Source organism: Streptomyces sp. NPDC038135, assembly GCF_055601245.1.
This window is the reverse complement of record NZ_JBVJXS010000008.1, coordinates 113,693-139,119: the sequence shown is the minus strand read 5'-3', so window position 1 is coordinate 139,119 and position 25,427 is coordinate 113,693. Positions and strand designations below refer to the sequence as shown.

The window sequence follows — 25,427 nt, the reverse complement described above, 5'->3', positions numbered from 1 at the left end:
CTCGCCTTCCCGCACGCGACGTTGGGGCGGCGCGTCACTGCCGGGCCTGCCGCGCGGCGTGGGTGATGAGCTCCTTGAGACCCTCCTCGCGGGACTCCGCTGTGTCGCCGTAGTCGAAGCTGTGCGTGAACTCGGCGTGCGGCAAGACGGCTTGGAGCCAGGCGGCGCAGTAGTGGCCCGGCATCATGCACGGCTCGAGTTCGCAGTAGACGCGGCGGACCTGCTCGGGCTCCACCCCGGACGAGGAGAGCCGCTGCCAGAGCTGCTCCTCGGGGTGCGGGCGGCCGGGACCGGCCTGGGCGGTGACGATCTGCTTGGCGCCGTCCTCGCCGACGTACTCGAAGGCCGACGAGAACGGGAAGTTGAGGGTGTGACGGATGTCGTCGAGCACCCGCGACCACCAGTTCTCCCGGTCGGCGACGGCCTCCGGGTCGATCTGCCGGATCTCCCGGACCAGCGCGGCGAACGCCTCGGCCGCGGACTGCAGTCCGTCGGAGGCGGCGATCACCGGGAGGGCGCGGTCCAGAGCGGCCGCGCAGTGCGTGAAGGCGGCGACGTCCGAGCTGACGAACAGGGCGGGTTCGCCACGGCCGAGGAAGACCGCCTGCACGGAGCCGTCGGTGCGCACGCACAGGTTCGCCAGCCGGTCGGTGCCGATGCGCACCCACTCCGCCCAGTCGCCCTGCAGCGCCACGCCGCGGTGGCCGGTGAACATCCCGAGGGTCGGCCCGTCGGTGTCGTCCGCCGCGATGAAGTACGGGCCGACGTGCAGCGGCACCCCGACCTGCGCCAGGTGCGTCCGGGCCGAGGCCGGCACGGTGCCGTACGAGGCGGGCACGCTGATGCGGCGCAGCCCCTGAGGGCCGAACTGCGCGACGGCGGGGTCCGAGGGGAGCTCGGGCATCACAGACCTCTCACGGTGGCGGACGTACCGGCCCCACCCTATGCGCAGCGGGGTGTCTCCATGGCGCAGACCCCGACGCCGGCTCCGCGCCCGCGATGCGCGCCCGGAGCCGGCCGCACCGCGTCCGGCACGCCGGTCACGCCCCGCTCACCAGCACCACCTCCAGCGCGCGCGGCCCGTGCACCCCCTCCACCCGGTCGAGTTCGATGTCGCTGGTCGCGGAGGGGCCGGAGATCCAGGTCAGCGGGCGGGCGGGATCCAGGCGGCCGAGGGCCTGCGGGACCGAGGCGACCACCTGGTCCGGGACGCGCACCACGCAGACGTGGTGGTCGGGGATCAGCGTGATGCGGCGCCGGCCCTGGTCGGGGGAGCCGTCCAGGACGAGTGTGCCGGTCTCGGCGATCGCGACCGCGCAGCCGGTGACCACGCTGTCCACCCGGTCCAGTTCACGCGCCGTACTCCCGGCGCGGTCCTCCATCAGGGCGGGACCGGTGGCCGGCAGCCACCCGGGCGGGAGGCCGGGCGGCACGAGCACCCGCTCCGAGCCGCGGGCGGCGAGCAGCCGCGTGATCAGGCCCGGCAGGCCCGCCGCGTCCGTGCGGTGCACGACCGCCCGGTAGTCCGCCAGGTTCTCGGCCAGCAGCTCCACGGTCCGCCCGGCCGTACGGTCGCCGTGCTCGCGCAGGTAGTCGCGCGCCACCGCCTCCTCGTACGGCCGCTCGTCCGCGGGCAGGTCGGCGAGCGCGCGCCGCACCCGGCCCAGGATCCTTTCCCTGCTGCTCACTTCGCCGCGTCCTTCCCGCCGTTCGTGCGCTGCCACCAGTCCCGGAACGGTTCGGCCGGCACCGCCGGCAGGTCCCGGGCGCCGCTCCACGCCCGGCCCGGACCCGGCAGCGTGCGCGGATGCAGCCGGCGGGTACGGGAGGCGAGCCGCTGCCCGGCGCGCAGCGCGCCCGGGTGCGCGAACGCCCAGCGCGCCGCCCGCATCGCCGCCCGCTCGGCGGCGTGGCCCCGGGCCGGCCTCAGCACCACCTTGTTGCCCGCCCGGACCGCCTGCCCGCCCTGCGCGACCCGCTCCCGCAGGTGCACCAGCACCTCCGGGATGTCGATGGCGACCGGGCACACCTCGTAGCAGGCCCCGCACAGCGAGGACGCGTACGGCAGGGAGGCGTCGATCTCGCTTCCGGTGCCGCGCAGCTGGGGGCTGAGGATGGCGCCGATCGGACCCGGGTACACCGAACCGTAGGCGTGGCCGCCGGCCCGCTCGTACACCGGGCACACGTTCAGGCAGGCCGAGCAGCGGATGCAGCGCAGCGCCTGCCGGCCCACCTCGTCGGCGAGGGTGTCCGTGCGTCCGTTGTCGAGCAGGACGAGGTGGAAGGCGTCCGGGCCGTCCCCGTCCGTGGTGCCGGTCCACATCGACGTGTACGGGTTCATCCGCTCGGCCGTCGAGGAGCGGGGCAGCGTCTGCAGGAAGACCTCCAGGTCCCGCCAGGTGGGCACGATCTTCTCGATGCCGACGACCGAGATCAGCGTCTCGGGCAGGGTCAGGCACATCCGCCCGTTGCCCTCGGACTCCACGACCACCAGCGTGCCGGTCTCGGCGACCATGAAGTTGGCGCCGGAGACGCCGACCCTGGCCCGCAGGAACTTCTCCCGCAGGTGCAGCCGGGCGGCCTCGGCGAGTTCGGCGGGGGAGTCGCTCAGGCCCTCGGGCGCCGGCCGGCCCCACTCGGCCATCTCGGCGCGGAAGATGTCCCGGATCTCGCGCCGGTTGCGGTGGATGGCCGGGACCAGGATGTGCGAGGGCCGGTCCTTGCCCAACTGCACGATCAGCTCGGCGAGATCGGTCTCGTAGGCGCGGATGCCCGCGGCCTCGAGCGCCTCGTTCAGGCCGGTCTCCTGCGTGGCCATCGACTTGACCTTGACGACCTCCGACTCGCCGGTGGCCCGGACCAGTTCGGTGACGATCCGGTTGGCCTCCTCGGCGTCGGCGGCCCAGTGGACCGTGCCGCCCGCCGCCGTCACCGCCTCCTCCAACTGGACCAGGTAGCGGTCGAGATGGCGCAGCGTGTGGTCCTTGATCCGCCTGCCCGCCTCCCGCAGCTCCGCCCAGTCGGACACCTCGGCGACCGCCCTGGCCCGCTTGGCGCGGATGGTGTGGGTGGCGTGGCGCAGGTTGCCGCGCAGGGTGGCGTCGCCGACGGCCTGGCGCGCGGCCTCGGGGAAGGCCGGCATACCCAGGTACGTTCCGCTCATGCGGCCGGTTCCTCCTCCGTGCTCGCCAGGATCTCCGCGATGTGCACTGGCCGCATGTCCGTCCGCAGCCTGCTCATCGTGCCGCCGATGTGCATCAGGCAGGAGTTGTCGGCCGCGCACAGCACCTCCGCGCCGGTCGACTCGGCGTTGCGCACCTTGTCCGCGCCCATCGCCGCCGACACCTCGGCGTTCTTCACCGCGAACGTGCCGCCGAACCCGCAGCACTCCTCGGCCCCCGGCAGCTCCACCAGTTCCAGCCCGCGCACGGCGTTCAGCAGCCGCCGGGGCCGGTCGCCGAGACCGAGGGCGCGCAGTCCGTGGCAGGTCGGGTGGTACGTCACCCGGTGCGGGTAGTGGGCGCCGACGTCCGTCACCCCGAGCACGTCGACCAGGAACTCCGTCAGTTCGTACGTCTTCGGCACGACCGGCGCGAGCACCGCGGCGAGCGTCCCGCCCCGCCCCTCGGCCCGCGCCCGCTCGCCCATGCGCGGGTAGAGCTCGCGGACCATCGCCCCGCAGGACCCGGACGGGGTGACGATCGCCTCGTACTCACCGAAGACCTCGGCGAAGCGCCGGGCCAGCGGCTCCGCCTCGTGCCGGTAGCCGGTGTTGTAGTGCGCCTGCCCGCAGCACGTCTGGCCCATCGGGAAGTCGACCTCGACCCCCAGCCGGGTCAGCAGTCTCACCACCGCCCGGCCGGTGTCCGGATAGAGCGTGTCGTTGACACAGGTCAGGAACAGGGCGACACGCATCGCGGCTCCTCGGTGTCGGTCGTCGGACGTCTGCAGGGTAATCGGCGCGATCTGCCGGGCGGCGGGCCCGGCTCACCGCGTGGCGAGCCGCGCCGCCGCCTCCCGTCGGCGGGCGGCGCCGCCGCGGGGTAGGCAGCGGGTCAGCGGCTGGGTGCGGGCGAGCAGCCGGCGCATGCCGGCGAGGTCGCCGGCCAGCCCCGTGCCTGTGGGCCAGCACCAGCACATTGCCGAGGGCCGCCGCCGCCGTCGCGCCCGCCACCACCGGCAGCCCGCAAGCGTCGGCGGTGAGCTGGGGGCACAGCAGCGCGTTGCGGGTGCCGCCGCCGACGACGTACACGACGTCGACCGCACGGCCGGCCATCCGCTGCGCGTCCTCGACGGCCCCGCGGTGGGCGAGGGCCGGCGAGTCCAGGATGCAGCGCGTCACCTCGGCCCGGGTCCCGGGCGCCGGCTGCCCCGAGGGCCGGCAGGCCTCCGCGACGCCCGCCGGCAGGCGGAGACGGCGCCGTTCTTCGAATCGCCGGACGGCGCCCGGCCCGACGAGGCGATGACACCGCTCACGGAGGTGTTCCACCTGCCGTGACCGCCGCCGCGAGCGGGCCCGTGACCGCCGTCGCCAGGCCGGCCCCGGACCCGGCCGGGCGACCGGGCCGCACCGGGGCGGGGACCGGGCCGCGATGCCGGTCATGACGGTAATGTGAGGGCTCTTCCGCCCTCCTGCGCGCGCGAGTGCGCCCTCGAGCGCACGAGTGTCCGGGCGCCCGTGAGCGCCTTCCCCCGCCGCCCCTGGTCCCCTGGAGGTCCGAAGCCCGATGGTCCAGTCGGTGGGTATCAAGGACGTCGCCCGCGCCGCCGGTGTCTCGGTGGGCACAGTCTCGAACGTCATCAACCGCCCCGAGACCGTCGCCGGCGAGACCCGGGCCCGGGTCCTGTCCGCCATCGACCGGCTCGGCTACGTCCGCAGCGAGTCCGCACGGCAGTTGCGCGCCGGCCGCAGCCGCATCATGGGCCTGCTGGTGCTGGACATGGGCAGCCCCTTCTTCGTGGACGTGGCGCGCGGCGCCGAGCGGGCGGCCCGGGACGCGGGGCTCGGCGTGATGGTCTGCAACAGCGCGCGGAACGCCGCCGAGGAGGCGGAGTACCTGTCCCTCTTCGCCGAGCAGCGGGTGCGCGGAGTGCTGCTCACCCCGGCCGACGCCACCGGCCGCAACATCGCGGCCTTCCGCCGGCACGGCATCCCCTTCGTGCTGGTCGACCGCGTCGCCGAGGGCACCACCGAGTGCTCGGTCTCCGTGGACGACGTCGCGGGCGGCGCCCTCGCCGTCCGCCACCTGGTGGACGCCGGCCACCGCTCCATCGCCTACGTCAGCGGTCCGCCCGGACTGAACCAGGTGCGCGACCGCCGCACCGGCGCCCTGAACGCGCTCGCCGAGGCCGGGCTCGGCCCCGACGCCCTGCGCGAACTGCCCACCGAGCGGCCGGACGTCGCGGCCGGCCGGGACGCGGGCGCCCGGCTGCTGGGCCTCGCCGACCGGCCCACCGCGGTCTTCTGCGCCAACGACCTGCTCGCCCTCGGTGTGCTCCAGGCCCTGTACGCGGCCGGTGTGGTCGTCCCCGACGACCTGGCCATCGTCGGCTACGACGACATCGAGTTCGCCGCGGCCGCGGCCGTACCCCTGACCTCCGTACGGCAGCCCGCCGTCACCATGGGCGCCCTCGCCGCGGAACTGCTGCTGGAGGAGACCGAGGCCCGCACCGAGGGCGGCGCCGGCCGGCACGAGCACCGCCGGGTGGTGCTCCAGCCGGAGCTGGTGGTGCGCCGCTCCAGTCTCGCCGCCCGCTGACCGGAGGTTCAGTAGGAATCCGTGATCCCGGGTGGGTCGGCCCGGCCGCCGGTGTGCTGAACTGGGACGCGTCCGTGCCGTCCGTCCCGGGAGATCCGTTGACTTCCAGCTACCGCCAGCCCGGTGTCGTCCTCACCGACCACCGCTTCACCGTGCCTCTCGACCACGCCCGGCCCGGCGGCGAGACCATCGAGCTGTACGCCCGTGAGGCCGTCGCCGGCGACAAGGCGGGGCAGGACCTGCCGTGGCTGCTGTATCTGCAGGGTGGCCCGGGCTTCGGGGCGAATCGTTTCGCCGGACGTCAGGCCTGGCTCGACCGCGCCCTGAAGGACTACCGCGTCCTGCTTTTGGACCAGCGCGGCACCGGCAGCTCCACGCCCGCCACCCGGCAGACCCTCCCGCTGCGCGGCGGCCCCGCCGAGCAGGCCGACTACCTCACCCACTTCCGCGCCGACTCCATCGTCCGCGACTGCGAGGCCATCCGCCCCCGGCTGACGGGCGGCGCCCCGTGGACCGTGCTGGGACAGAGCTTCGGCGGCTTCTGCACGGTGTCGTACCTCTCCCTCGCCCCCGAGGGCATGGACACCGCCGTCGTCACCGGCGGCCTGCCCTCGCTCGACGCCCACGCCGACGACGTCTACCGGGCCGCCTACCCGCGCATCGAGCGCAAGGTCGCCGCGCACTACGCGCGTTACCCGCAGGACGTCGAGCGGGCCCGGCGCATCGCCGACCACCTCCTCACCCACGACGTCGTCCTGCCCGGCGGCCACCGGCTCACCGTGGAGGCGTTCCAGTCCCTCGGCCTGATGCTCGGCACGAGCGACGGCAGCCACCGGCTGCACTTCCTCCTGGAGGACGCGTTCGTCCGCACCCCGGGCGGCCCGGAGCTGTCCGACGCCTTCCAGGAGCAGGTGCGCGGCCTGCTGTCGTACGCGGGGCACCCGCTGTACGCGCTCGTCCACGAGTCCATCTACGGCCAGGACGCCCGCCCCACCGCCTGGGCCGCCGAGCGGGTCCGCGCCGAGTTCCCGCAGTTCGACGCGGCCAAGGCACTCGCCGGCGACGCCCCGGTGCTGTTCACCGGCGAGACGGTGCACCCCTGGACGTTCGAGACCGACCCGGCGCTGCGCCCGCTGCGGGAGACCGCCGAGCTGCTCGCCGCCCGCACCGACTGGCAGCCCCTGTACGACCCCGCCCGGCTGGCCGCCAACGAGGTCCCGGTCGCCGCGGCCGTCTACCACGACGACATGTACGTGGACACGGCCCACTCCCTGCGCACCGCCCGCGCCGTGCGGGGGCTGCGGACCTGGGTGACCGACGAGTACGAGCACGACGGCCTGCGCGTCGGGGCGCCGCGGGTGCTGGACCGGCTGCTCGCCCTGGCCCGCGACGAGGTGTGAGCCAACCGGGCGCGGCGTAAAAGGAGTCGCGGCGGCGGGCGGGCGGCATAGTCTGCGGCCAGGGCTTGCCGGCGATCACCGGGACCGCTGCCGCCGCCCGCGGCGGAGCAGGTGCGGGCGCCCCGCCGGCACCGGACGAACGGGGACCCCATGAACGGCACCACCGACCTGCTCGCCGAGCGCTTCGAGGAGCACCGGGGGCACCTGCGCGCGGTGGCCTACCGGATGCTCGGCTCGCTCACCGAGGCGGAGGACGCGGTCCAGGAGGCCTGGCTGCGGCTCGGCCGCGGCGACGCGGAGGAGATCCGCAACCTCGGCGGCTGGCTCACCACCGTGGTGGGCCGGGTCTGCCTGGACATGCTGCGCTCGCGCACCGCGCGCCGCGAGGAGCCGATGGACGACACGTTCGTCCCCGATCCGGTGGTCCGGCCCCTCGGCGCGACGGACCCCGAGAAGGAGGTGCTGGAGGCCGACTCGGTCGGGCTGGCGCTCCTCGTGGTGCTCCAGACGCTGGAACCGGCCGAACGGCTGGCGTTCGTCCTGCACGACATGTTCGCCGTGCCGTTCGACGACATCGCCGCGATCGTCGAGCGCAGCCCGGCCGCCACCCGGCAGCTCGCCAGCCGGGCCCGCCGCCGGGTGCAGGGCGCCGGCCCTTCCGCCGACCCCGACCTCGGCCGCCAGCGGCAGGTGGTCGACGCCTGGCTGGCCGCCACCCGCGGCGGCGACTTCGAGGCGCTGCTCGCCCTGCTCCACCCCGACGCGGCGCTGCGCGCCGACGCGGGAGTCCTGGTACGGGGCGTGGGCGGGTCCAAGGCGGTCAGCGGGGCCCGCACGGTCGCCGAGCAGGCCTCGATGTTCTCCCACCTCGCCGCGCACGCCCGTCCGGTGCTGGTCAACGGAGCGGTGGGCCTGGTCACCGCGCCCGGGGGGCGGCCGGTCTCGGTCACGGCGTTCACGGTCGCCGACGGCCTGATCACCGGCCTGTACATCCTCGCCGACCCGGAGCGCCTGGCCCGGCTGGACCTGCCGGCGCCGGCGGACTGAGCCGTGGACCCTGCGCGGGCCGCCGGGCCGGGCCGAACGTCCCGCGGACCGCGCAGGTCAGTAGGCTGGACGCCATGCCGGATCAGATACCCGACCTCACCGAGCTGCGCGGCGACTGCGCCCAGTGCTTCGGGCTGTGCTGTGTCGCCCTGCCCTTCACCGCCGGCGCGGACTTCGCGACCGACAAGCCCGCGGGGAAGCCGTGCTCGAACCTCCGGGAGGACCATCGCTGCGGCATCCACGCGGGCCTGCGCGAGAAGGGCTTCGCCGGCTGCACGGTCTACGACTGCTTCGGTGCGGGGCAGAAGGTCTCGCGGCTGACCTTCGGCGGGCAGGACTGGCGTACCGGCTCGGGGGAGCGGGCCCGTCTGATGTTCGAGGTGTTCCCCGTCGTACGCCAACTGCACGAACTGCTCCGGTACCTGACGGAGGCGCTCGGCATGGAGGCCGCCCGTCCGGTCCACGCCGGACTGCGCGAGGCCCTGGAGCGGACCGAACTGCTCACCCGGGGGACCCCGGAGGAACTGGCCGGGCTGGACGTGGCCGCCCACCGGCAGGAGGTCAACGTGCTGCTGCTGCGCGCCGGCGAGCTGGCCCGGGCGGGCGCCACCGGCGGGGCGGCGCAGACCGGGAAGGGCGGGAAGGCCGGAAAGAACGGCAAGGGCGGCAAGCGCGGGGCCAAGGACCGCCGGGGCGCCGACCTGATCGGGGCCCGGCTGCGCGGTGCCGACCTGCGCGGGGCCAGCCTGCGCGGCGCCTATCTGATCGCGGCCGACCTCACCGGCGCCGACCTGCGGGAGGCCGACATGATCGGCGCCGACCTCCGCGACGCGGACCTGACCGACGCCGACCTCACCGGCGCCTTCTTCCTGACCCAGCCCCAGGTGAACGCGGCCCGCGGCAACGCGGGCACCAGACTTCCGGAGACGGTCACCCGACCCGGGCACTGGGCGGCGGACGACTGAGCGGGGCGGCGCCGGTGGCGGCCGGCGGCGGCGCTCGCGGCGCGGCCGCACCGGCGCCGGCGGGCCGGACCCCGGCCCGCGCGGATCAGGGTCTCGGCTCGTCCTGCCGGCCGGGCAGCGGGCGCTCGCCGGGCCCGTCACCGAGGCGCGGGCGACCGTGCCGGGCGTGCGGCGGCGCCGCTCGTGACCCGGCCGCGCCGGTTTCGGCCGGCGGGGTTCAGGCGCCCGCGCCGCTCACCGGGCAGCGGGTGGCCGCGCCGGGGCCGTCGTCGGGGACGGTGACCGGGGCCGGGGTCGCCGCGGCCGGCGCGGGCCGGCGTTCCAGGCGCAGGCGCAGTCCCTCCGGCATCACCGTCAGGCGCTCGGTGACCCGGAGCCGGTAGGCGGGGTCGGCGCGCAGGTCGTAGCGGCGCAGCAGCAGGCCGAGGACGAGGGTCGCCTCGTGCAGCGCGAACTGGCGGCCGATGCAGGCCCGCGCGCCGGTGCCGAACGGCTTGAAGGTGTGCGGGGCACGGCCCCGTACGGCGCCCGCCTCGAAGCGGTCCGGATCGAACCGCTCGGCGTCCTCGCCCCACACCTCCGGGTCGCGGTGCAGCAGGGGCAGCAGGACCAGCGCCCACGCCCCGCGCCGCATCGGGTGCTCCCCGGCCAGCACCGTGTCCTGCCGGGCCTCGCGGGCGTAGGCGGGCGCGGTCGGCCACAGCCGCAGCGACTCGTCCAGCACCCGGCGCACGTAGCGCAGCTTGGCGACCTGCTCGTAGCCCGGTTCCGGGGTGTCGCCCCAGACGCGGTCCACCTCGGCGCGGGCCCGGGCGGCGACCTCCGGGTGCCGGGCGAGGTAGTACAGGGCGAAGGACAGCGCGCCCGAGGTGGTCTCGTGGCCGGCGACCAGGAACGTGATCACCTGCTTGCGCACGTTCTCGGCGGACAGCCGCTCCCCGGTCTCCGGGTGCGCGGTGTCCAGCATGCGGTCCAGCAGGTCCCCGTCGCCGCCGCCCGAGCGCCGCCGGGCCGCCACGACCTCGTCGACCGTGCGGTCCAGGTGGGCGATGTCGGCGGCGTTGCGCCGGGAGGCGCCCCGCAGCAGCAGCGGCGCCAGCGGCACGGGCACGCTGTTCAGGCGCTGCGCGTAGCTGAGCGTGCCGACCATCGCGGTCACGAACGGATGCGGCCGGTCCCGTTCGAAGGAGCCGAAGTCGTGCCCGAACCCGGTGCGCGCGATCGTCTCCAGGGTCAGCTTGGTCATGTCGCCGGGCACGTCCACTGTGCGGCCGGCCGCCAGTTCGCGGTCCCAGTGGCCGGTCAGCCGCTCCGCCACCGCCAGCATCATCGAGTGGTAGCCCGCCATGGCCTCGCGGCTGAAGCCGGGCGCCAGCACGTCGTGCGCCAGCTGCCAGTTCGGCTCGTGGTTGTACGCCGTGAACAGCCCGTCCCCGGCGACCGGGCGCAGGTTGGCCACCCCGAGGCCGACGTGCTTGGCGAACCGGGACTCGTCGGCGAGGTCCGCGACGAGCCGTGATCCCCACAGGAACACGAACTCGTTGCCGAACACCCGGCGGCGGAAGACCGGGCCCAGCTCACGGCCGAAGCGCATGGAGTCCTGTAGCGGCCGGTGCCGGTCGACGCCGAGCACGTCGCCGAGCAGGGGCAGCCGGCGCGGCGGGTGGGGGATGCGGTGCAGCTCGGGCCAGCCCTGCTCGGCGCCCCGGAAGCCCTTGGGCAGCCCGGCGTCCGTCGTCTCCGCCATGACGCGATCTCCCTTGACCCAGCGGATGGTTGAACCTGCGCCGCGCGCGTGTTGTACGTGGGTTCAATAACGGGTTCCAGTGTGGGCCGCTTGTTGAACCGGCGTCAAGTAAAGTGACGGCATGCCCGCGAACCAGGGGGAACGCGCCCGGCGCAGACTCAGCACCGAGGAGCGCCGCGAGCAGTTGCTCTCGGTCGGCGCGAGACTGTTCTCGGAGAGCCCGTACGACGAGGTCCGGATCGAGCGGGTCGCCGAGATCGCGGGGGTCTCCCGCGGGCTGCTCTACCACTACTTCCCGAACAAGCGGGACTTCTTCGCCGCGGTCGTGGAGCGCGAGAGCGAGCGGATGCTGCGCATGACGGCGGCCGTGCCCGGGGTGCCGGTGCGCGACCAGCTCCTCGCCGGCCTCGACACCTATCTCGCCTACGTCCAGGCGCACGCGCACGGTTTCCGCGCCTTCCACCGCGCCGACGCGGCCGGCGACCAGGCCGTGCGCCGCGTCTACCGGCGGGCCCTCGCCGCCCAGGAGCGGCAGATCCTGGCCGCCCTGGCCGTGGACCCCGAGTTCGGGCCGGCCTTCGAGGGCGCCCCCGGGGTGCGGCTCGCCGTGCGCGGCTGGCTGGCCTTCACCACCGCCGTCTGCCTGGAGTGGCTGCGGGACGGCGAACCGGCCCGGGACCAGGTCCGCGACCTGTGCGCCCGGGCGCTCCTGGGAGTCATCGCCTGACGCACCCTCTGCCGAGGCGTGGTTGGCGCGCGCTCGGATCTTCGATAGGTTAGGCAAGGCTTACCTAAGGAGGCAGGGAATGGGTGACATCCAGGACCGGTCGGCCGGACCCGGCGCGGCGCAGCGGGCGCGGTCGGTCGCGGCGGCCGCGTGGTCGTGCGCGGTGACGGCGGACGGCGCCCGCGAGGAGTACGTCGGCGCGCACCGCGTGACCGCCGACGGGGGAGTGCTGCTGGACGTGCCCGAGGACAGCGCCCTGGCCGCGGCCGCGCTGTGCGCCCCGCGCGGCGAGCCGACCGCCGTCGTCGAGTTCGCCGACGCGGCCCCGGTGCCGGTGCGCCGGCGGATCCGGTCCCGCCTCCGGCTGGCCGGTTGGTTCACCCCCGTCGGCGACTCGCTGCTCCTGCGGCCCACCCGTGCGGTGCTGTGGCAGCCGTCCGGTTCGGTGTCCGTCGACCCGGACGAGTTCGCCGCCGCCCGCCCCGACCCGCTCGCCGGCGCGGAGGCCCGGCTGCTCACCCACCTCGCCGGCGCCCACCCGGACGCCGTCGAACGGCTCACCCGGCTCGTGCGCCCCGAGAGCCTGCACGCCGCGATCCGCGTGGTGCCGCTCGCCGTCGACCGGCACGGCCTCACCCTGCGCGTCGAACGGGCCCGCACCCAGGCCGACGTACGGCTGCCGTTCCACACCCCCGCCGACGACGTCGCCCAGCTCGCCGAGCGGATGCACGCACTGCTGGCCCGGGCGAGCGCCGCCGTCCGCCCCCGCGCCCTACAGCGGCAGCGCGCAGACGGCGACGGGTGACGCGAACGGCTCACCCGCCAGGCGCAGTCCGCCGCTCGACGCGTCCACGTGGAACACGCTGACCGTGCCGGAGCGCTGGTTCGCCGCGAACAGCAGCCGGCCGTCCGGCGAGAACGCGATCTGCCGCGGGAAGTCACCGGCCACCGGCACCGTGCCGAGCAGCCGCAGCCGGGCCCCGGAGTCCTCGACGGCGTACCGCGCGAGGCTGTTGTGGCCGCGGTTGGCGAGGAACGCGTAGGAGCCGTCCGCGGTCACCAGGAACTGCGCCGGGTAGTTGGTGCCCCCGGACGAGCCCGTCGGCTGCGGGTCGCCGATCGTCAGGCGGCCGGTAGGCGGATCGTAGGCGCAGACGGCGACCGTGTCGTCCACCTCGTTGGCCAGGTAGGCGTGGCGGCCGCCGGGGTGGAAGGTCAGATGGCGCGGGCCCGCGCCCGGCCTGGTCCGCGCCCGGGCCACCTCGGTGAGCGTGCCCCGCTTCTCGTCGAGGCGGTAGCTGTAGACGGTGTCCGTGCCAAGGTCGACGGCGAGCACATGGCCGCCGTCCGGCGCGGTGACGAACTGGTGCGCGTGCGGCCCCTGCTGGCCGGGGCCGGGCGGCGGGGCGGTGTGCGTGACCAGGTCGGTGCGCTCGCCGAGCGCGCCCGAGGCGCCGACGGGGTGCACGGCGACGCTGCCCGACCCGTAGTCGGCGCTCAGCAGCCAGCGGCCGCCGGGGTGGACCGAGAGATGGCAGGGGCCGGCCCCGCCGGTGGCGCGTGCGCCCAGGACCTTGTGGTCGGCCAGGCGGACGGCGGTGACCGCGCCGTCCTGGCGCTCGTCGACCGCGTACAGCGTGCGGCCGTCCGGGTGGACCGCGAGGTACGACGGGTCGGGAACGCCGGTGAGCGTCCCGGTGCCGGTGATCCGGCCGGTCCCCGGGTCGTACTCGGCCAGTGCGACGCCGGCCCCGCCGCCCTCGACGGAGGTGTAGGTGCCCACGTACAGCGGGCGGGGGCGGTCCGCCCCGTGCGACGGCCGGACCGCCGTGCGCTCACCGGTCCGCGGAGGCGGAGCGGCCGGCGGGGCGGGCGCGGGCGGGTCGGCCGCGGTGGCGGGCACCGCCACCACGGCGGCGGCGCCCGCCACGGCCCCGACGAACCGGCGCCTGCTCCAGCCCGTCACCGGTTCCCGGCCCCGGCCGGGCGCGGGAGAGCCGCCGCGCACCGTCCGTTCCTCCTCGTCCATGCCGCACCTCAGGTCGTCGGTCGTCCCGCTGGCGCAGCCACCTTGGCGCGGACCGGCCGCCGAAGGCAAGAACGGCAACGGTCGTCGCGCGTCTCGCAACCGGGTGGGGGCCTACCACTCACCGTCCTCGACCGGCTTGCCCGGCGTGTCCTTCAGCGGGGTCACCTGCCCCGGGGACGGCTGCTGCCAGGGGTCCAGGTCGTCGCCCAGCCAGTCGCCGACCGGCTTCACGCCCGTCAGGGTGCCGGTGGGGTCCAGATCCTCGGCGTCCTCGTCGTAGTAGTCGAACCACGGCAGTCCGGCCCGCGTGTACGCCGCCCGGTCCACCGGCGACGGCGGCGGCGCCTCGCCGGTGATGCGGCGCCACTCGGGAGGCGTGACCAGATGGACGAAGACCCGCCCGGCCGGTGCGTCGGACCAGTCCCTCAGCGGCCGGTCGTCCTGGTAGACCTCCTGGCGCATCGAGCCGCCGACCCCCAGCCCCATCGCCGCCGCGCGGCGCGGGGGAGCGGCGCCGGCCGGGGCGGCGGGCGGCGGCAGGGCGGCGCCGGGAGCGGCCGCCGCCATGGGGACGGGCCCGCCGCCCGGCGGGGGCGCGCCGTAGCCCCCGAACGGCCCGGCGGACCGCAGCCGCTGCTGCCGCTCCCGCTCCTCGCGCCGCCACTCGGCCAGCGCGTGCTCCTTCAGCCCGAACGCCTGGAGCTGTACGCCGCCCCACACCTCCTCGCCGGTGACCTGGCCCTCCACCGTCGCCCCGAGCCCGAGCGGCACCGCGACGAACTGCCGGACCGTGCCCTTGCCGGAGTTGATGCCGTCCAGCCAGGGCTGGCGGGGGAGCACGACGTAGTTCTGCGGCCTGCGGACCAGGTGGTCGCGCCACGGCTTCCCGGACACGGCGCACACCTTGCCCACGCCCACCTGGAGGGCGGCCGGCTCCGTCGTACCGGTGAAACTCAGCCACATGGCCTCCCGCAGGTACACCGGCAGCATCACGCCACCGCGCCGGCGCCACTCCTCGGGAACCCGGTCGCCGAAGTCGGAGACCCGCCGCACCGGGAACTCGCCGAGCCCCGGCGGCAGCGGATGCGTGCCCTTCTCGGGCAGCCGCAGCGTGCGGACGAACCGCACCGCCACGCCGCCCGGCAGCCTCAGTGTGTTCCCGTCGATCCGCACCTCGGTGCCGGCCATCGGCGACCCCCTCTCCTCGTGGTGCCGGCCCCGCCGCGGCACCTCTCACGGAGAACGCTCGCCGAACCCCGTACGGTTCCGCCACAGGTCCTCCTGCACGCCGAGGCGCTCACGCAGCCGGCTCATCCGCGGCAGCCTCGCCCGCTGCTCCCGCGACACCCGGTCCAGCTCCTCCAGCAGGCGGCGGGTGCGGTGCTCGGTGTCGAGCTCGGCGATGATCCGGTTCACCTCGGTCAGCACGGCCCCCATGAGCTGCCAGTTCTCCCAGTCCTTGCCGACCTCGTCCCGGAGCAGTTCGGCCAGCCGGTCACGGGTGCCGGCCGCGGTGTGCAGCTCGGCGGCGAGCCGTGCCTCCGCCGACTCGGCGTTCTCGCTCAGATCGGTGGTCACGAGGACCGCGAAGCTGACGATCGCGTCGGCGATCTCGGAGAGCAGTTGCTCCACGGTCGCGCCGGCGTCCGCCGGGAACAGGTCCTCCGAGCCGCGGGCCTTGGCCAGGTCCGTGAAGGAACGGGCCAGCACCCGCAGCACCACCGTGCAGATCTCCAGCGTGTCCAGGCCGGTGCGCAGCACCACCCGGTGCAGCAGGCCCTCCTTGACGCGCGGATTGAGCCGCAGGCTGTCCTCGGCCTGCCGCAGCGAGGCGTCCACCTGGGCGATGTGCTGGTCGAGTCGGCGGGCCTCGTGCAGCCGCTCGGCGGCCATTTCCCAGGAGACGCGGCCCGCGGCCTCCTCGCCCATGCGCAGCATCAGCTGCCGCACCCGGCGGGCCAGGTCCTCGATCGACTCGCCCGCCTTGTCCACCCAGACCGGTGGCGGCAGCAGCAGGTTGCAGGCCATGCCCACGACCGCGCCGATCAGCGTCTCCACGATCCGGGCCCAGGCGGTGAAGCCGACGGTGGTGACCCCGAGCACCAGCATGGCGCTGATCGCCACCTCGGCCACGTACTCGTCGACCCGCACCAGGTGTCCCACGCCGAGCGAGGCCACGATCAGCAGTGCCAGGCTCCACCAGGTCAGGCCCACCAGCAGGCTGAACGCGATGGCGACCAGCACCCCGGCGACCACCGAGTTCACCCGGCGGATGCCGTTGGTGAGGGTGGCGTAGAAGGTGACCTGGACGACCAGCAGGGCGGTCAGGGGGGAGGTCAGCGGAGCCGGTTCGGGACTCAGGCGCAGCGCGATCACGTAGGCGATCGTCGCCGCGGCGGCGGACCGCAGCGTCTGGACGACCACCGGCTCCCGGTAGCGCATCACCAGACGCTTCAGTGCCGTGGTCCACTCTCGTACGTCGTACATCCCTTGGCCTGTTCCCGCTCCTCGGCCGGGCCGAACGTCCCTGATCGGGGAGGCGTCCATCCGTGACGCCTGCCGGTCGCCCGCACGGGGCGCGTCAGTCGCGGATCCTGTCGAGGAAGGCGTGCAGATTGCCCGTCGCACGGGCGATCTGCTCCTCCAGGGTCAGGCTCTCCTCGAACCGGCCCCCCGACTCCGGCACCTTCTTCCCGCGGACGTACAGCGAGCAGGCCAGGTCCGTGCACATGTACACCCCGACCGAGTTCCCCTCCCGGCCCGCCGGACCGGCCTTCCGCGCCGTCATCAGGGACACCCCGCCGCCGGGGTGCGTCGTCAGGCACACCGAGCACAGGCTGCGGTGCAGCAGCCCGCGTCGCGCGGCCGGGTAGCGCAACGCCACCCCGACGAGCCCGTCCTCCCGCTCGGCGACCAGATAGCTCCGGTCGGGCGCCCCCGGATCCCGCCAGCCGAGGAAGTCCAGGTCGTCCCAGGGGCGTTCGCCCAGATCCCGGGGCACCGCCAGCCGCTTGGCCTCGCCCTTGGAGCAGTTGACGAAGGAGGCGCGGATGTCCTGCTCGGTGAGCGGTCGCATGAGAGGGGTCCTTCCGGATTCCGTGTGCCGAGGAGCGAACCTAGACCCTCTAGGTTCATGGCTAGCGTAGATAGCCAACGGCGGAGCGGGCCAACGGATTTCCGTACGCTGTACCGCGAGGGGAGGGCGAGGGGCGTCCAGGGGCGCCGCGATGGTTAGCTCAATACATGAAATAAGGGTTGTCGGAAAGTCGCGTCCCGGCTGGCGCGAGAGGTATGTTGCAGGTCGGGACAGGGTTCGGAGGGAGCCACATGGCGGGGCGGAACGGGCGGACGGTACGGGACCTCAGGCGGGGGAACCGCACGGCCCTGCTGCAACGGCTGTACTTCGACGGCCCGCTGAGCCGCTTCGAACTGGGCCCGGCGACCGGGCTGAGCTCCGGCTCCGTCAGCAACGTGGTCGCGGACCTGGTCGCCGACGGCCTGATCGAGGAGGCCGGCAGCGTCGACTCCGACGGCGGCCGCCCCCGTACGCTGCTGCGCGTCGCTCCGCACAGCGGCCAGATGATCGGCGTCGACGTCGGCGAGACCCGGGTTCGGGTCGAACTGTTCGATCTGGCGCTCACCGAACTCGCCCGCGCCGAACGGCCCCTGACCCAGGACGGCTACGACGTCGACGGGATCGTCGGCCACATCCGCGACGGCATCGCCGAGGTGCTCGCGGCCCCGGAGGCCGTGCCCGAGCGGCTGCTCGGCGTGGGCGTGGGCGTGCCCGGCATCGTCGAACACACCGCAGACCGGGGCACCGTCGTCCACGGGCAGACCATCGGCTGGGACGGGGTGCCCCTGGAGGAGCTGCTGCGTTCCACCTCGCAGCTCCCGCAGGCGGTCCGCTACTTCATAGACAACGGGGCCAAGACCCTCGGCCAGGCCGAGATGTGGTTCGGCGCCGGGCGGGGCGCCCGCAACGCGGTGGTCGTGCTCTTCGGCTCCGGCGTCGGCGCCTGCCTGGTCACACCGGAGGTGGAGCACGGACGGGCCGTCGAGTGGGGCCATCTGACGGTACGGGTGCGCGGACGCCGCTGCCGGTGCGGGGCGCCGGGCTGCCTGGAGGCCTACGCCGGTGCCGAGTCGCTGCTCGCCCGCTGGCGCGAGGAGGGCGGACGGCCGCCCGAGGACGCCGACGAGGAGACCGCGCTCACCGCGATGCTGGCCGCCGCCTATCCGCTGGACGGCGGCGACCCGGACCCGATCGCGCTCGCGGTCCTGGAGGAGACCGCCGAGTACCTGGGCGCCGGGCTCTCCGACCTGATCAACCTCTTCCAGCCGGAGCGGATCCTCATCGGCGGCTGGGCCGGTCTGCAGCTCGGCACCCGCTTCCTGCCCGCCGTGCGCCGCCACGCCTCGACGTACGCCCTGCGGCACCCGGCCGACAAGGTCACCATCGAACTCGGCCGGCTCGGCCCCGACGCGGTCACCGTGGGCGCCGCGATCCTGCCGCTCGCCGACTTCTTCGCCCGTGGCGGCCGCCGTGCCGAACCGGTCGCGGAGGACCGCCATCCGGCCTGGCGGGCCGCCCTGGAGGAGCGGGCGCCGCGCTAGGCCGTGTCCGCGACGCGCCCGCGGCGCGACGCCCGGCACGCGTTCTCGCCGCACCGGCCGAGGGCCCGAGTGCACCCGGTACGGGGGCATCCGGCCGGCGAACCGGGAGCACGCACCGGACGCCGCGACGCCCGCCCTGCGGGCGAACGACGCGACGTCGCGGACGCGGCCCAGGCCGTCAGTCCGCGGGCTCGTCCGGTTCGGGCCGCTCGTCGGTCCCGATGCCGTCGTCCGTCCGGGTCCCCTCGTCCGGGGCCGTGCCCTCCTCGCCGGGCCGGGCTTCCGGCCCGGCGTCCAGCCGGTCGGCGCCGGCGCCGGCCTGCTGGTCGGGCGGGTCCCTGGGAACGGGATGCTCATCGCGCCCGGGCTCCGGCTCGGGCTCCGACTGTACGGTCATGGGTTGCCTCCCCTCTCACGCCGGCCGCGGTTCAGCCGACCTTCCGTCCGCGCAGCGGCTCGGTCTCCATGCCGCCGCCCTGCTGCAGTCCGTCCAGGAACTCCCGCAGCACCTCCTCGGCCGTGTGCCGGGGGCGCCAGCCCAGCTCGGTGCGGGCCCGGGAGCAGTCCATCAGCGGCAGCCGCAGGACCGCGTCGAACAGGTGCGGGGAGGCCGGGACCAGCCGCAGCCCCCAGGCCGCGGCGAGCGCCGACCGGGCGGCGGTGCGGGGCAGCCGGACCGGACGGGTGCCGAGCATCTCGCCCAGCAGGGCCGCGTCCACCGGCGGGTCGGCGGCCAGGTTGAACGCGCCCCGCGCGGCCTCCGAGTGCACCGCGAGCCGGTAGGCCTCGGCGGCGTCGTCCGTGTGCAGCACCTGCATCCGCAGCCCCGGCACGTCCGGCAGGAACGGCAGCATCTCGGGCCGGGCCAGCGGGCCCGGCAGGAAGCGTCCGCCGAAGATCCGCCGCTGCTCGCTCGCCGACTCGCGCTTGAACAGGAAGCCCGGCCGCATCCGGACCACCCGCACCTCGGGGTGATCGCGCTCGAAGATGTCGAGGGTGCGCTCCAGGTACGCCTTCTCCCGGCAGTACGCGGCGTCCGGCCACCCGTGCGTCGGCCAGGACTCGTCCACCGCGTGGTCCTTCGGGCCCGGCGAGTACGCCCCCACGGAGGAGGCGTGCACCAGCACCGGCACCCGGGCCGCGGCGACCGCCTCGAACACCCGGTTGCCGCCCAGCACGTTGGTCCGCCAGGTGGTCGCCGGATCGTGCGTCGGCTGGAACGCCCAGGCCAGGTGGATCACGGCGTCGGCGCCCTCGAACCGTTCGGCCAGGTTGGCGGTCTCGGAGGCGAGATCGACCGCCGACCACTCCGTCTTCGGCGGGGACCACGCCGGCGTCCGGCGCGCGATGCCCCGGACCGACTTGACCCCCGGATCGTCGGACAGGACGCGCACCACGCTCGTACCGACGTTGCCGGTGGCGCCCGTCACCACGACCCTGCTGCCCACTGCGCTGGTCACCTTCGGCTCCTTCCGCGGAGACTTCGGCGGACCCGCCGGGTACCCGGCGGCCCGGCGCGCACACGGCGGGGCACGAGAAAGCCCCGGCCGTGACGGGGGAGACACGGCCGGGGCGGCTTGTGGTGGGCGCGGACGGCGGTCGCCTCTCGGCGAGACGCTCCACAGGGCTTCAGCCGGACGATCGTCCCTGTGGGCAAAAGGTGAGGCCCGGGGACACTGTCCCGTCCGCACCCACGGCTGGTTCAACGGGCAACCACCCCGTGGTGTTCCGGCGGTCCACCATGACCTGCGTCACTCCGCCGCGATCCGGTCCAGCGGGCTGTCGGCCAGCCGGGCGAGCAGGTCCGCGGGATCGTCGTACACCGCCTCGGCCCCCGCCTCCTCCAGATCGGCCCGCGGGATCCCGCCGCACAGCAGGCCCACACAGCGCACCCCGGCCTTCGCGCCGGCCCGCATGTCCCACACGGTGTCCCCGACGAACACCGCCCGGGACGCGGGCACCCCGGCCAGCTTCAGCGCGCGCTCCACCGGCTCCGGAGCCGGTTTGCCTTCCGCCACGTCGTCGGCGCTCGCCGTGCCCACGATGGCCTCGTCCGCGTCGATCGCCCGGCGCAGCGCACCCAGCTCGGCGCCGCTCGCGGAGGTGGCCAGCACCACCCGCCAGCCGTCCGCGTGCAGCCGCCGCAGCAGCTCGCCGGCCTTCGGCAGGGCCTGCAGCCGCTCGAAGTACTGGCCGTAGAGGGCCTTGTGCGCGTCGCTCAGCGCGGCGTCCTGCTCCTCGTCCCGGCCGTCGCCGAGCAGATGCGCGACCAGGTCGTCGGAACCGAGGCCCACGGCCCGGTGCACGGCGTGCATGGGCACGTCGTGGCCCGCCTGCCGGAAAGCCTCCCACCAGGTCACGACATGCAGATGGTTGGTGTCGGCGAGCGTTCCGTCGACGTCGAACACGGCGGCGCGGTCCATCCGGGGGTTCCTTTCTCTCGGCCCCTTCCGGGTACCACCTCAGGGACCCGCCACGCGCGCCGGTACGCGGCCCTCACGCGTCCAGGCCAGCAGCTCGTCGGCGGCCCAGGTGTTCACCACCCGTCCGGCGGGCACCCCGCACTCCTCGGCGCGGGCGCAGCCGAGGATCTGCCAGTCGAGCTGTCCGGGGGCGTGCGCGTCGGTGTCGATCGCGAACAGCGTCCCCGCGGCCACCGCGCGGCGCAGCAGCCGCCGGGGCGGGTCCAGCCGCTCGGGCCGGCTGTTGATCTCCACGGCCGTACCGGACTCGGCGCAGGCCGCGAAGACCTCGTCCGCGTCGAACTCCGACTCGGGCCGGCCGCGCCCGGTGACCAGCCGCCCGGTGCAGTGACCGAGCACGTCCGCGTGCGGGTCGCGGACCGCGGCCACCATCCGGCGGGTCATCGAGCGGGCGTCCATCCGCAGTTTGGAGTGCACCGACACCACCACGACGTCCAGTCGCTCCAGCAGCCCGGGCTCCTGGTCGAGCGAGCCGTCCTCGAGGATGTCGCACTCGATCCCGGTGAGCAGCCGGAACGGCGCCCACCGCGCGTTGAGCTCCGCCACCACCGCGAGCTGCTCGCGCAGCCGTTCGGGCGACAGGCCCCGGGCCACGGTCAGCCGGGGGGAGTGGTCGGTCAGCACCGTCCACTCGTGGCCCAGCCGGGCCGCCGTCAGCCCCATCTCCTCGATCGGGCTGCCGCCGTCCGACCAGTCCGAGTGGGTGTGGCAGTCCCCGCGCAGCAGCGCCCGCAGCTCCGCCCCGGGGCCGCCCGCGTCCGGCGCGGCGGCCTCGTCCTCCAGCTTGCGCAGATAGCCGGGCTGCTCCCCGGCCAGCGCCTCCCGGACCACCTGCGCGGTCTTCGGGCCGACCCCCTTCAGCGCCTCCAGCGTCCCGGCCGCCGCCCGCTCCGCGACCTCCTCGTCGGGCAGCGCGGACAGCACCCGGGCGGCGGTCCGGAAGGCCTTGACCCGGTACGTGGGAGCCAGCGACCGCTCCAGCAGGAAGGCGATCCGGTCCAGCGCCGCCACGGGGTCCATGCGTGCACCTCCAGGTCGGTGAAGCCCCTCCAGGGTTCCCCGGACCGGCCCCGCCCGCACGTCACCGGGCGGCGCGGACGCCGGGACCTACGGCGGTTTGCCGGTGCGGCCGCCGGGTACTGCGGAGTCCCGTCGACGTGCCCGCCTGCGAGGAGACCTGCGATGTCCGCTTCCGCCGACACCCCCCGAGTGGCCGTGATCACGGGCTCCGACTCCGGCATCGGCCGCGCCACCGCCGTACGCCTGGCCGAGGCGGGGCTGGACGTCGGCATCACCTGGCACAGCGACGAGAAGGGCGCCGAGGAGACGGCGCGGGAGGTCCGGGAGCGGGGCCGCCGGGCGGCCGTGGCCCGGCTCGACCTCACCGAACTGCCCGGCGCCGCGGACACCGTGGACGAGCTGTGCGCCGAACTCGGCCGCGTCGACGTCCTGGTCAACAACGCCGGCACGGGCACCATGACGCCCTTCCTCGACCTCGGCCTCGAGGACGTGCGCCGGGTGCTCGACGTGGACCTCGTCGGGCCCTTCCTGTGCGGGCAGAAGGCGGCCCGGCACATGATCGCGCAGGGCGGCGGCGGCCGGATCGTCAACGTCACCTCCGTCCACGAGCACCAGCCCCGGGTGGGCGCGGCCCCGTACTGCGCGGCCAAGGGCGGGCTGGGGCTCCTCACCCAGGTGATGGCCCTGGAACTGGCCGAGCACGGCATCACGGTGAACGCGGTGGCGCCCGGCGAGATCGCCACCCCGATGACCGGACAGGAGGACACCGACGTGCACACCGAGCGCCGTCCCGGCGTACCCCTCGGACGCCCCGGCGACGCCCGCGAGGTCGCCGCCGTGATCGCGTTCCTCGCGAGCCCGGACGCCTCCTACGTCACCGGCGCCTCCTGGAGCGTCGACGGCGGCATGCTGCGCATGGGCCCGCAGGCCGGCTCGCATCTGACCGGCGACGACTGGCGACGGCCCTGACGGCACCATGAGACTGCGCACCAGCTCCTGGGACTGGCCGGGCTTCACCCGCATCCGCGCCGGCCGGGGCTTCCGCTACCGGGACGAGTCCGGCGCGCCCCTGACCGACCCCGCCCAGCGGGCCCGGATCCGGGCCCTCGCCATCCCGCCGGCCTGGCGGGACGTGTGGATCTGCCCCTGGCCCAACGGCCACCTCCAGGCGGTGGGCACCGACGCCGCCGGACGCCGACAGTACCTGTACCACGAGCAGTTCCGGGCCCAGCAGGACAAGGCCAAGCACGAGCACGTACGCGGTGTCGCGCGCGCCCTGCCGGAGCTGCGCGCCCGGGTCTCCGCCGACCTCACCGGACGCGGACTGAGCCGGCCCCGGGTCACCGCCTGCGCCGTCCGCCTGCTGGACCTCGGCTTCTTCCGCACCGGCAGCGACCGGCACACCCGTACCAGCGAGACCTACGGCCTGACGACCATGCTGCGCGAGCACGTGAGCTGCGGCCGCGGCGAGATCGCCTTCAGCTTCCCCGCCAAGGGCGGCACCGAGACGGTCCGCGCCCTGGTCGACGACGAGGCGCACGCCGTCGCCCGCGCGCTGCTGCGCCGGCCGGGCGGCGGGGACCGCTTCCTCGCCTTCCGCGACCACGGTGTCTGGCACGACCTGCACGGCGACGACCTGAACGAGGCGCTGCGCCGGCTCTCCGGCATCGACGTGACCGCGAAGGACTTCCGCACCTGGCACGCCACCGTGCTCGCCGCCGTCGCGGTCGCCGTCACAGCCGGCGGCGCCCGCGGGAGCGAGGCCGCCCGGCGCCGGCAGACGGCCCGCGCCGTCCGCGAGGTCAGCCACTACCTCGGCAACACGCCCGCGGTATGCCGGGCCTCCTACATCGACCCGAGAGTCTTCGAGCTGTTCGAGCGGGGCGTGACGATCGCCCCGGCGCTGGGCCGACTGGGGGAGCACGGGGACTTCGGGCGCCCCGCCACCCAGGGAGCCGTCGAGGCGGCGGTCCTCGGACTCCTGGACGGCGCACACGGATGAGCCGTCGGCCCGCGAGCCGTTCTACGCTCTATTGCATGACCGAACAAGGAGTTCCGCACATCTCCCACCCACGGATCCTGGTGCTCGGTGTGTGCCCGGGCAAGCACGGCGGGCCGCCGTTCCGGATCATGGAGATCGACGGTGAGGTCATCGGTGAGGCCAGGACCATCACCGACGTACTGGAGGCCGCCGCGTCCCACGGCCTGCCCATCCATGATCTGGACGACCCGGACTCCATCCGCTGGGTGGGCGGCGACAAGTACACCTGGACCCTGCACCACTGAAGGCGACCGCCCGCGGCGGCCCGGACGGGCCGCCGCGGGGCTTGCGTGCCCGCGACGGCCCCGGTACCGCGGTGCTCAGCCCACGGTCCACTTCTGGTTGGCGCCGCCCGTGCAGGTCCAGATCTGCAGCCGGGTGCCGTTGGCCGAGTTGTTCCCGCTCACGTCCAGGCACTTGTTCGCCTGCGGGTTGACGATGTCGCGGGCCGCCGGGAGGGCCCACTTCTGGGCGGCGGTGCCGTTGCAGTCCCAGAGCTGGACGGGCGTGCCGTCGGCGGTGCCGCCGCTGGTGACGTCGAGGCACTTGCCGAGCGCCCGGATCGTGCCGTCCGCGCCCACCGTCCACTGCTGGGCCGCCGTGCCGTTGCAGTCGTAGAGCTGGACCGGTGTGCCGTTGGCGGAGTTCGCGGCGGCCACGTCCACGCACTTGCCCGCCAGGCCGCGGATCGCCACCCCGGCGGCGCTGTCGCTCGTGGTCACCGAGACCGAGTCGACCACCAGTTGCGCCGGGAACTGGGTGGAGCCGTCCGGGTCGCCCGGCCAGTAGCCGCCGACCGCCAGGTTCAGGATCAGGAAGAACGGCTTGTTGAACACCCAGGTCTTGCCGCCGAGGTCGGCGGGCGTGCGGCGCTGGTAGACGTTGCCGTCCACGGACCAGGTGATCGAGTCGGGCGCCCAGTCGACGGCGAAGGTGTGGAAGGCGTCCGCGAAGGCCTGGCCGCCCGGCAGGGTGTAGCCGGCGCCGATGCCGCCCGAGCCGGAGTAGCCGGGGCCGTGGATGGTGCCGTGCACGGTGGAGGGCTCGAAGCCGACGTTCTCCATCACGTCGATCTCACCCGAGTCCGGCCAGTTCACCGGGGTGCCGAGCATCCAGAACGCGGGCCACATGCCCTGCCCCCGCGGGATCTTCATCCGGGCCTCGACATGACCGTACTGCGCGTTGAACTTCCCCGAGGTGTTGAGCCGGGCCGAGGTGTACTGGCAACTGCCGTACCAGCACTGGTAGCCCGCCGGATTCTCCTTCCGGGCCGTGATGACCAGGTGCCCCTGGCCGTCCAGGGCCGCGTTCCTGGTACCGGAGGTGTAGTACTGCCGCTCGTGGTTGTTGACGTTGTCACCCGTCTCCAGGGTCCACTTCGAGGAGTCGACGCCCGAGCCGGCGGCCCCGTCGAAGGAGTCGGAGAAGGTGGAGACGGCCGCGGCGGCCGCCCCGGCCGGGGCGTCGCCCTGCGCGCGGGCCGGGCCGACGGCGGCCGAGCCGACCAGCGCGGCGGACAGGACGGCGAACAGACATCTGCGGAGCAGGCGTGGGGAGGGCATGTCTCTCCGTTCGGAGTGGGGGGTGAGATG

24 protein-coding genes and 2 pseudogenes are annotated in these 25,427 nt (G+C 74.9%); 11 read left to right on the top strand and 15 right to left on the bottom strand.

Annotation, left to right across the window (positions count from 1 at the left end; all coding sequences use genetic code 11):
- Positions 1 to 34: 34 nt before the first annotated feature.
- From ACZ7JA_RS23440 to ACZ7JA_RS23420, 5 genes and pseudogenes are all read right to left on the bottom strand, one after another.
- A complete protein-coding gene (locus ACZ7JA_RS23440) occupies positions 35 to 904 on the bottom strand; it encodes a nucleic acid/nucleotide deaminase domain-containing protein (RefSeq protein WP_351671237.1) in 870 nt (289 codons plus the stop codon).
- 136 nt (positions 905 to 1,040) lie between these two features.
- Positions 1,041 to 1,688: a LutC/YkgG family protein gene (locus tag ACZ7JA_RS23435; protein WP_470810184.1), complete on the bottom strand. Its 648-nt coding sequence runs from the start codon at positions 1,686 to 1,688 to the stop codon at positions 1,041 to 1,043.
- Entirely contained in the window at positions 1,685 to 3,163 is a 1,479-nt protein-coding gene (locus ACZ7JA_RS23430; RefSeq protein WP_470810182.1) for a LutB/LldF family L-lactate oxidation iron-sulfur protein, read from the bottom strand. The genes ACZ7JA_RS23435 and ACZ7JA_RS23430 overlap by 4 nt, the downstream gene beginning before the upstream one ends.
- Positions 3,160 to 3,915: a (Fe-S)-binding protein gene (locus ACZ7JA_RS23425; RefSeq protein WP_351671246.1), complete on the bottom strand. Its 756-nt coding sequence runs from the start codon at positions 3,913 to 3,915 to the stop codon at positions 3,160 to 3,162. Before ACZ7JA_RS23425 ends, ACZ7JA_RS23430 begins: the two co-directional genes overlap by 4 nt.
- A 265-nt stretch (positions 3,916 to 4,180) precedes the next feature.
- Positions 4,181 to 4,342 (bottom strand): annotated as a pseudogene (locus ACZ7JA_RS23420) (FGGY-family carbohydrate kinase); the annotation flags it as partial.
- A 51-nt stretch (positions 4,343 to 4,393) separates the two neighbouring features.
- Between ACZ7JA_RS23420 and ACZ7JA_RS23415 the strand changes: the two are divergent.
- The 5 genes and pseudogenes from ACZ7JA_RS23415 to ACZ7JA_RS23395 form a co-directional block, all read left to right on the top strand.
- A pseudogene (locus ACZ7JA_RS23415) lies at positions 4,394 to 4,498 on the top strand (L-rhamnose mutarotase); the annotation flags it as partial.
- A gap of 229 nt (positions 4,499 to 4,727) precedes the next feature.
- Positions 4,728 to 5,759 carry a LacI family DNA-binding transcriptional regulator gene (locus ACZ7JA_RS23410; protein WP_470810180.1) on the top strand — a complete coding sequence of 344 codons (1,032 nt, stop codon included), beginning with the start codon at positions 4,728 to 4,730 and terminating at the stop codon, positions 5,757 to 5,759.
- A gap of 98 nt (positions 5,760 to 5,857) precedes the next feature.
- On the top strand, positions 5,858 to 7,159 hold the full coding sequence (locus ACZ7JA_RS23405; protein ID WP_351671252.1) for an alpha/beta fold hydrolase: 1,302 nt from the start codon (positions 5,858 to 5,860) through the stop codon (positions 7,157 to 7,159).
- Positions 7,160 to 7,309: 150 nt separating this feature from the next.
- On the top strand, positions 7,310 to 8,206 hold the full coding sequence (sigJ, locus tag ACZ7JA_RS23400) for an RNA polymerase sigma factor SigJ (RefSeq protein WP_351671255.1): 897 nt from the start codon (positions 7,310 to 7,312) through the stop codon (positions 8,204 to 8,206).
- A gap of 74 nt (positions 8,207 to 8,280) precedes the next feature.
- Entirely contained in the window at positions 8,281 to 9,171 is an 891-nt protein-coding gene (locus ACZ7JA_RS23395) for a pentapeptide repeat-containing protein (RefSeq protein ID WP_470810177.1), read from the top strand.
- A 217-nt stretch (positions 9,172 to 9,388) separates the two neighbouring features.
- Here the strand turns inward: ACZ7JA_RS23395 and ACZ7JA_RS23390 are convergent, their stop codons facing one another.
- Positions 9,389 to 10,918 (bottom strand): cytochrome P450, encoded by a 1,530-nt coding sequence (locus tag ACZ7JA_RS23390; protein ID WP_470810175.1) that lies wholly within the window; start codon positions 10,916 to 10,918, stop codon positions 9,389 to 9,391.
- 121 nt (positions 10,919 to 11,039) lie between these two features.
- On the opposite strand from ACZ7JA_RS23390, the gene ACZ7JA_RS23385 reads away from it, so the two are divergent.
- Positions 11,040 to 11,645, top strand: a complete 606-nt coding sequence (locus ACZ7JA_RS23385) for a TetR/AcrR family transcriptional regulator (protein ID WP_351671264.1) — start codon at positions 11,040 to 11,042, stop codon at positions 11,643 to 11,645.
- Positions 11,646 to 11,724: 79 nt separating this feature from the next.
- Positions 11,725 to 12,450 (top strand): DUF2470 domain-containing protein, encoded by a 726-nt coding sequence (locus ACZ7JA_RS23380; RefSeq protein WP_351671267.1) that lies wholly within the window; start codon positions 11,725 to 11,727, stop codon positions 12,448 to 12,450.
- Here the strand turns inward: ACZ7JA_RS23380 and ACZ7JA_RS23375 are convergent.
- From ACZ7JA_RS23375 to ACZ7JA_RS23360, 4 genes are all read right to left on the bottom strand, one after another.
- Positions 12,418 to 13,575 (bottom strand): lactonase family protein, encoded by a 1,158-nt coding sequence (locus tag ACZ7JA_RS23375; RefSeq protein ID WP_470810544.1) that lies wholly within the window; start codon positions 13,573 to 13,575, stop codon positions 12,418 to 12,420. The genes ACZ7JA_RS23380 and ACZ7JA_RS23375 overlap by 33 nt on opposite strands.
- Before the next feature lie 210 nt (positions 13,576 to 13,785).
- Entirely contained in the window at positions 13,786 to 14,862 is a 1,077-nt protein-coding gene (locus ACZ7JA_RS23370; RefSeq protein ID WP_351671270.1) for a hypothetical protein, read from the bottom strand.
- A 45-nt stretch (positions 14,863 to 14,907) separates the two neighbouring features.
- Positions 14,908 to 16,161: an aromatic acid exporter family protein gene (locus ACZ7JA_RS23365; protein WP_351671273.1), complete on the bottom strand. Its 1,254-nt coding sequence runs from the start codon at positions 16,159 to 16,161 to the stop codon at positions 14,908 to 14,910.
- A 94-nt stretch (positions 16,162 to 16,255) separates the two neighbouring features.
- The gene (locus ACZ7JA_RS23360; protein ID WP_389301689.1) at positions 16,256 to 16,750 is read right to left on the bottom strand and encodes an FBP domain-containing protein; all 495 of its coding nucleotides are present in this window, start codon (positions 16,748 to 16,750) and stop codon (positions 16,256 to 16,258) included.
- 251 nt (positions 16,751 to 17,001) lie between these two features.
- On the opposite strand from ACZ7JA_RS23360, the gene ACZ7JA_RS23355 reads away from it, so the two are divergent.
- Entirely contained in the window at positions 17,002 to 18,291 is a 1,290-nt protein-coding gene (locus ACZ7JA_RS23355; RefSeq protein WP_470810171.1) for an ROK family transcriptional regulator, read from the top strand.
- Positions 18,292 to 18,469: 178 nt separating this feature from the next.
- Here the strand turns inward: ACZ7JA_RS23355 and ACZ7JA_RS23350 are convergent, their stop codons facing one another.
- The 4 genes from ACZ7JA_RS23350 to ACZ7JA_RS23335 all read right to left on the bottom strand — a co-directional run bounded on the left by ACZ7JA_RS23350 (position 18,470) and on the right by ACZ7JA_RS23335 (position 21,794).
- Positions 18,470 to 18,688 carry a hypothetical protein gene (locus ACZ7JA_RS23350; RefSeq protein ID WP_393433241.1) on the bottom strand — a complete coding sequence of 73 codons (219 nt, stop codon included), beginning with the start codon at positions 18,686 to 18,688 and terminating at the stop codon, positions 18,470 to 18,472.
- 31 nt (positions 18,689 to 18,719) lie between these two features.
- A complete protein-coding gene (locus ACZ7JA_RS23345) occupies positions 18,720 to 19,751 on the bottom strand; it encodes an SDR family oxidoreductase (RefSeq protein ID WP_389301697.1) in 1,032 nt (343 codons plus the stop codon).
- 291 nt (positions 19,752 to 20,042) lie between these two features.
- The gene (locus tag ACZ7JA_RS23340; RefSeq protein WP_470810168.1) at positions 20,043 to 20,714 is read right to left on the bottom strand and encodes an HAD family hydrolase; all 672 of its coding nucleotides are present in this window, start codon (positions 20,712 to 20,714) and stop codon (positions 20,043 to 20,045) included.
- A 39-nt stretch (positions 20,715 to 20,753) separates the two neighbouring features.
- Positions 20,754 to 21,794 carry a PHP domain-containing protein gene (locus ACZ7JA_RS23335; RefSeq protein ID WP_470810165.1) on the bottom strand — a complete coding sequence of 347 codons (1,041 nt, stop codon included), beginning with the start codon at positions 21,792 to 21,794 and terminating at the stop codon, positions 20,754 to 20,756.
- A gap of 162 nt (positions 21,795 to 21,956) precedes the next feature.
- Here ACZ7JA_RS23335 and ACZ7JA_RS23330 point away from each other — a divergent pair, with 162 nt between their 5' ends.
- From ACZ7JA_RS23330 to ACZ7JA_RS23320, 3 genes are read left to right on the top strand one after another with little or no spacing between them, the layout of a single operon-like run.
- Positions 21,957 to 22,763, top strand: coding sequence for an SDR family oxidoreductase (locus ACZ7JA_RS23330; RefSeq protein WP_351671294.1), 807 nt, complete (start codon positions 21,957 to 21,959; stop codon positions 22,761 to 22,763).
- Positions 22,764 to 22,770: 7 nt separating this feature from the next.
- Positions 22,771 to 23,796, top strand: a complete 1,026-nt coding sequence (locus tag ACZ7JA_RS23325; protein ID WP_470810162.1) for a DNA topoisomerase IB — start codon at positions 22,771 to 22,773, stop codon at positions 23,794 to 23,796.
- 35 nt (positions 23,797 to 23,831) lie between these two features.
- Positions 23,832 to 24,080, top strand: coding sequence for a hypothetical protein (locus tag ACZ7JA_RS23320; protein ID WP_351671300.1), 249 nt, complete (start codon positions 23,832 to 23,834; stop codon positions 24,078 to 24,080).
- A 75-nt stretch (positions 24,081 to 24,155) separates the two neighbouring features.
- Here ACZ7JA_RS23320 and ACZ7JA_RS23315 read toward each other — a convergent pair whose 3' ends face one another.
- Positions 24,156 to 25,397: a ricin-type beta-trefoil lectin domain protein gene (locus ACZ7JA_RS23315; RefSeq protein ID WP_389301711.1), complete on the bottom strand. Its 1,242-nt coding sequence runs from the start codon at positions 25,395 to 25,397 to the stop codon at positions 24,156 to 24,158.
- Positions 25,398 to 25,427: the final 30 nt, after the last annotated feature.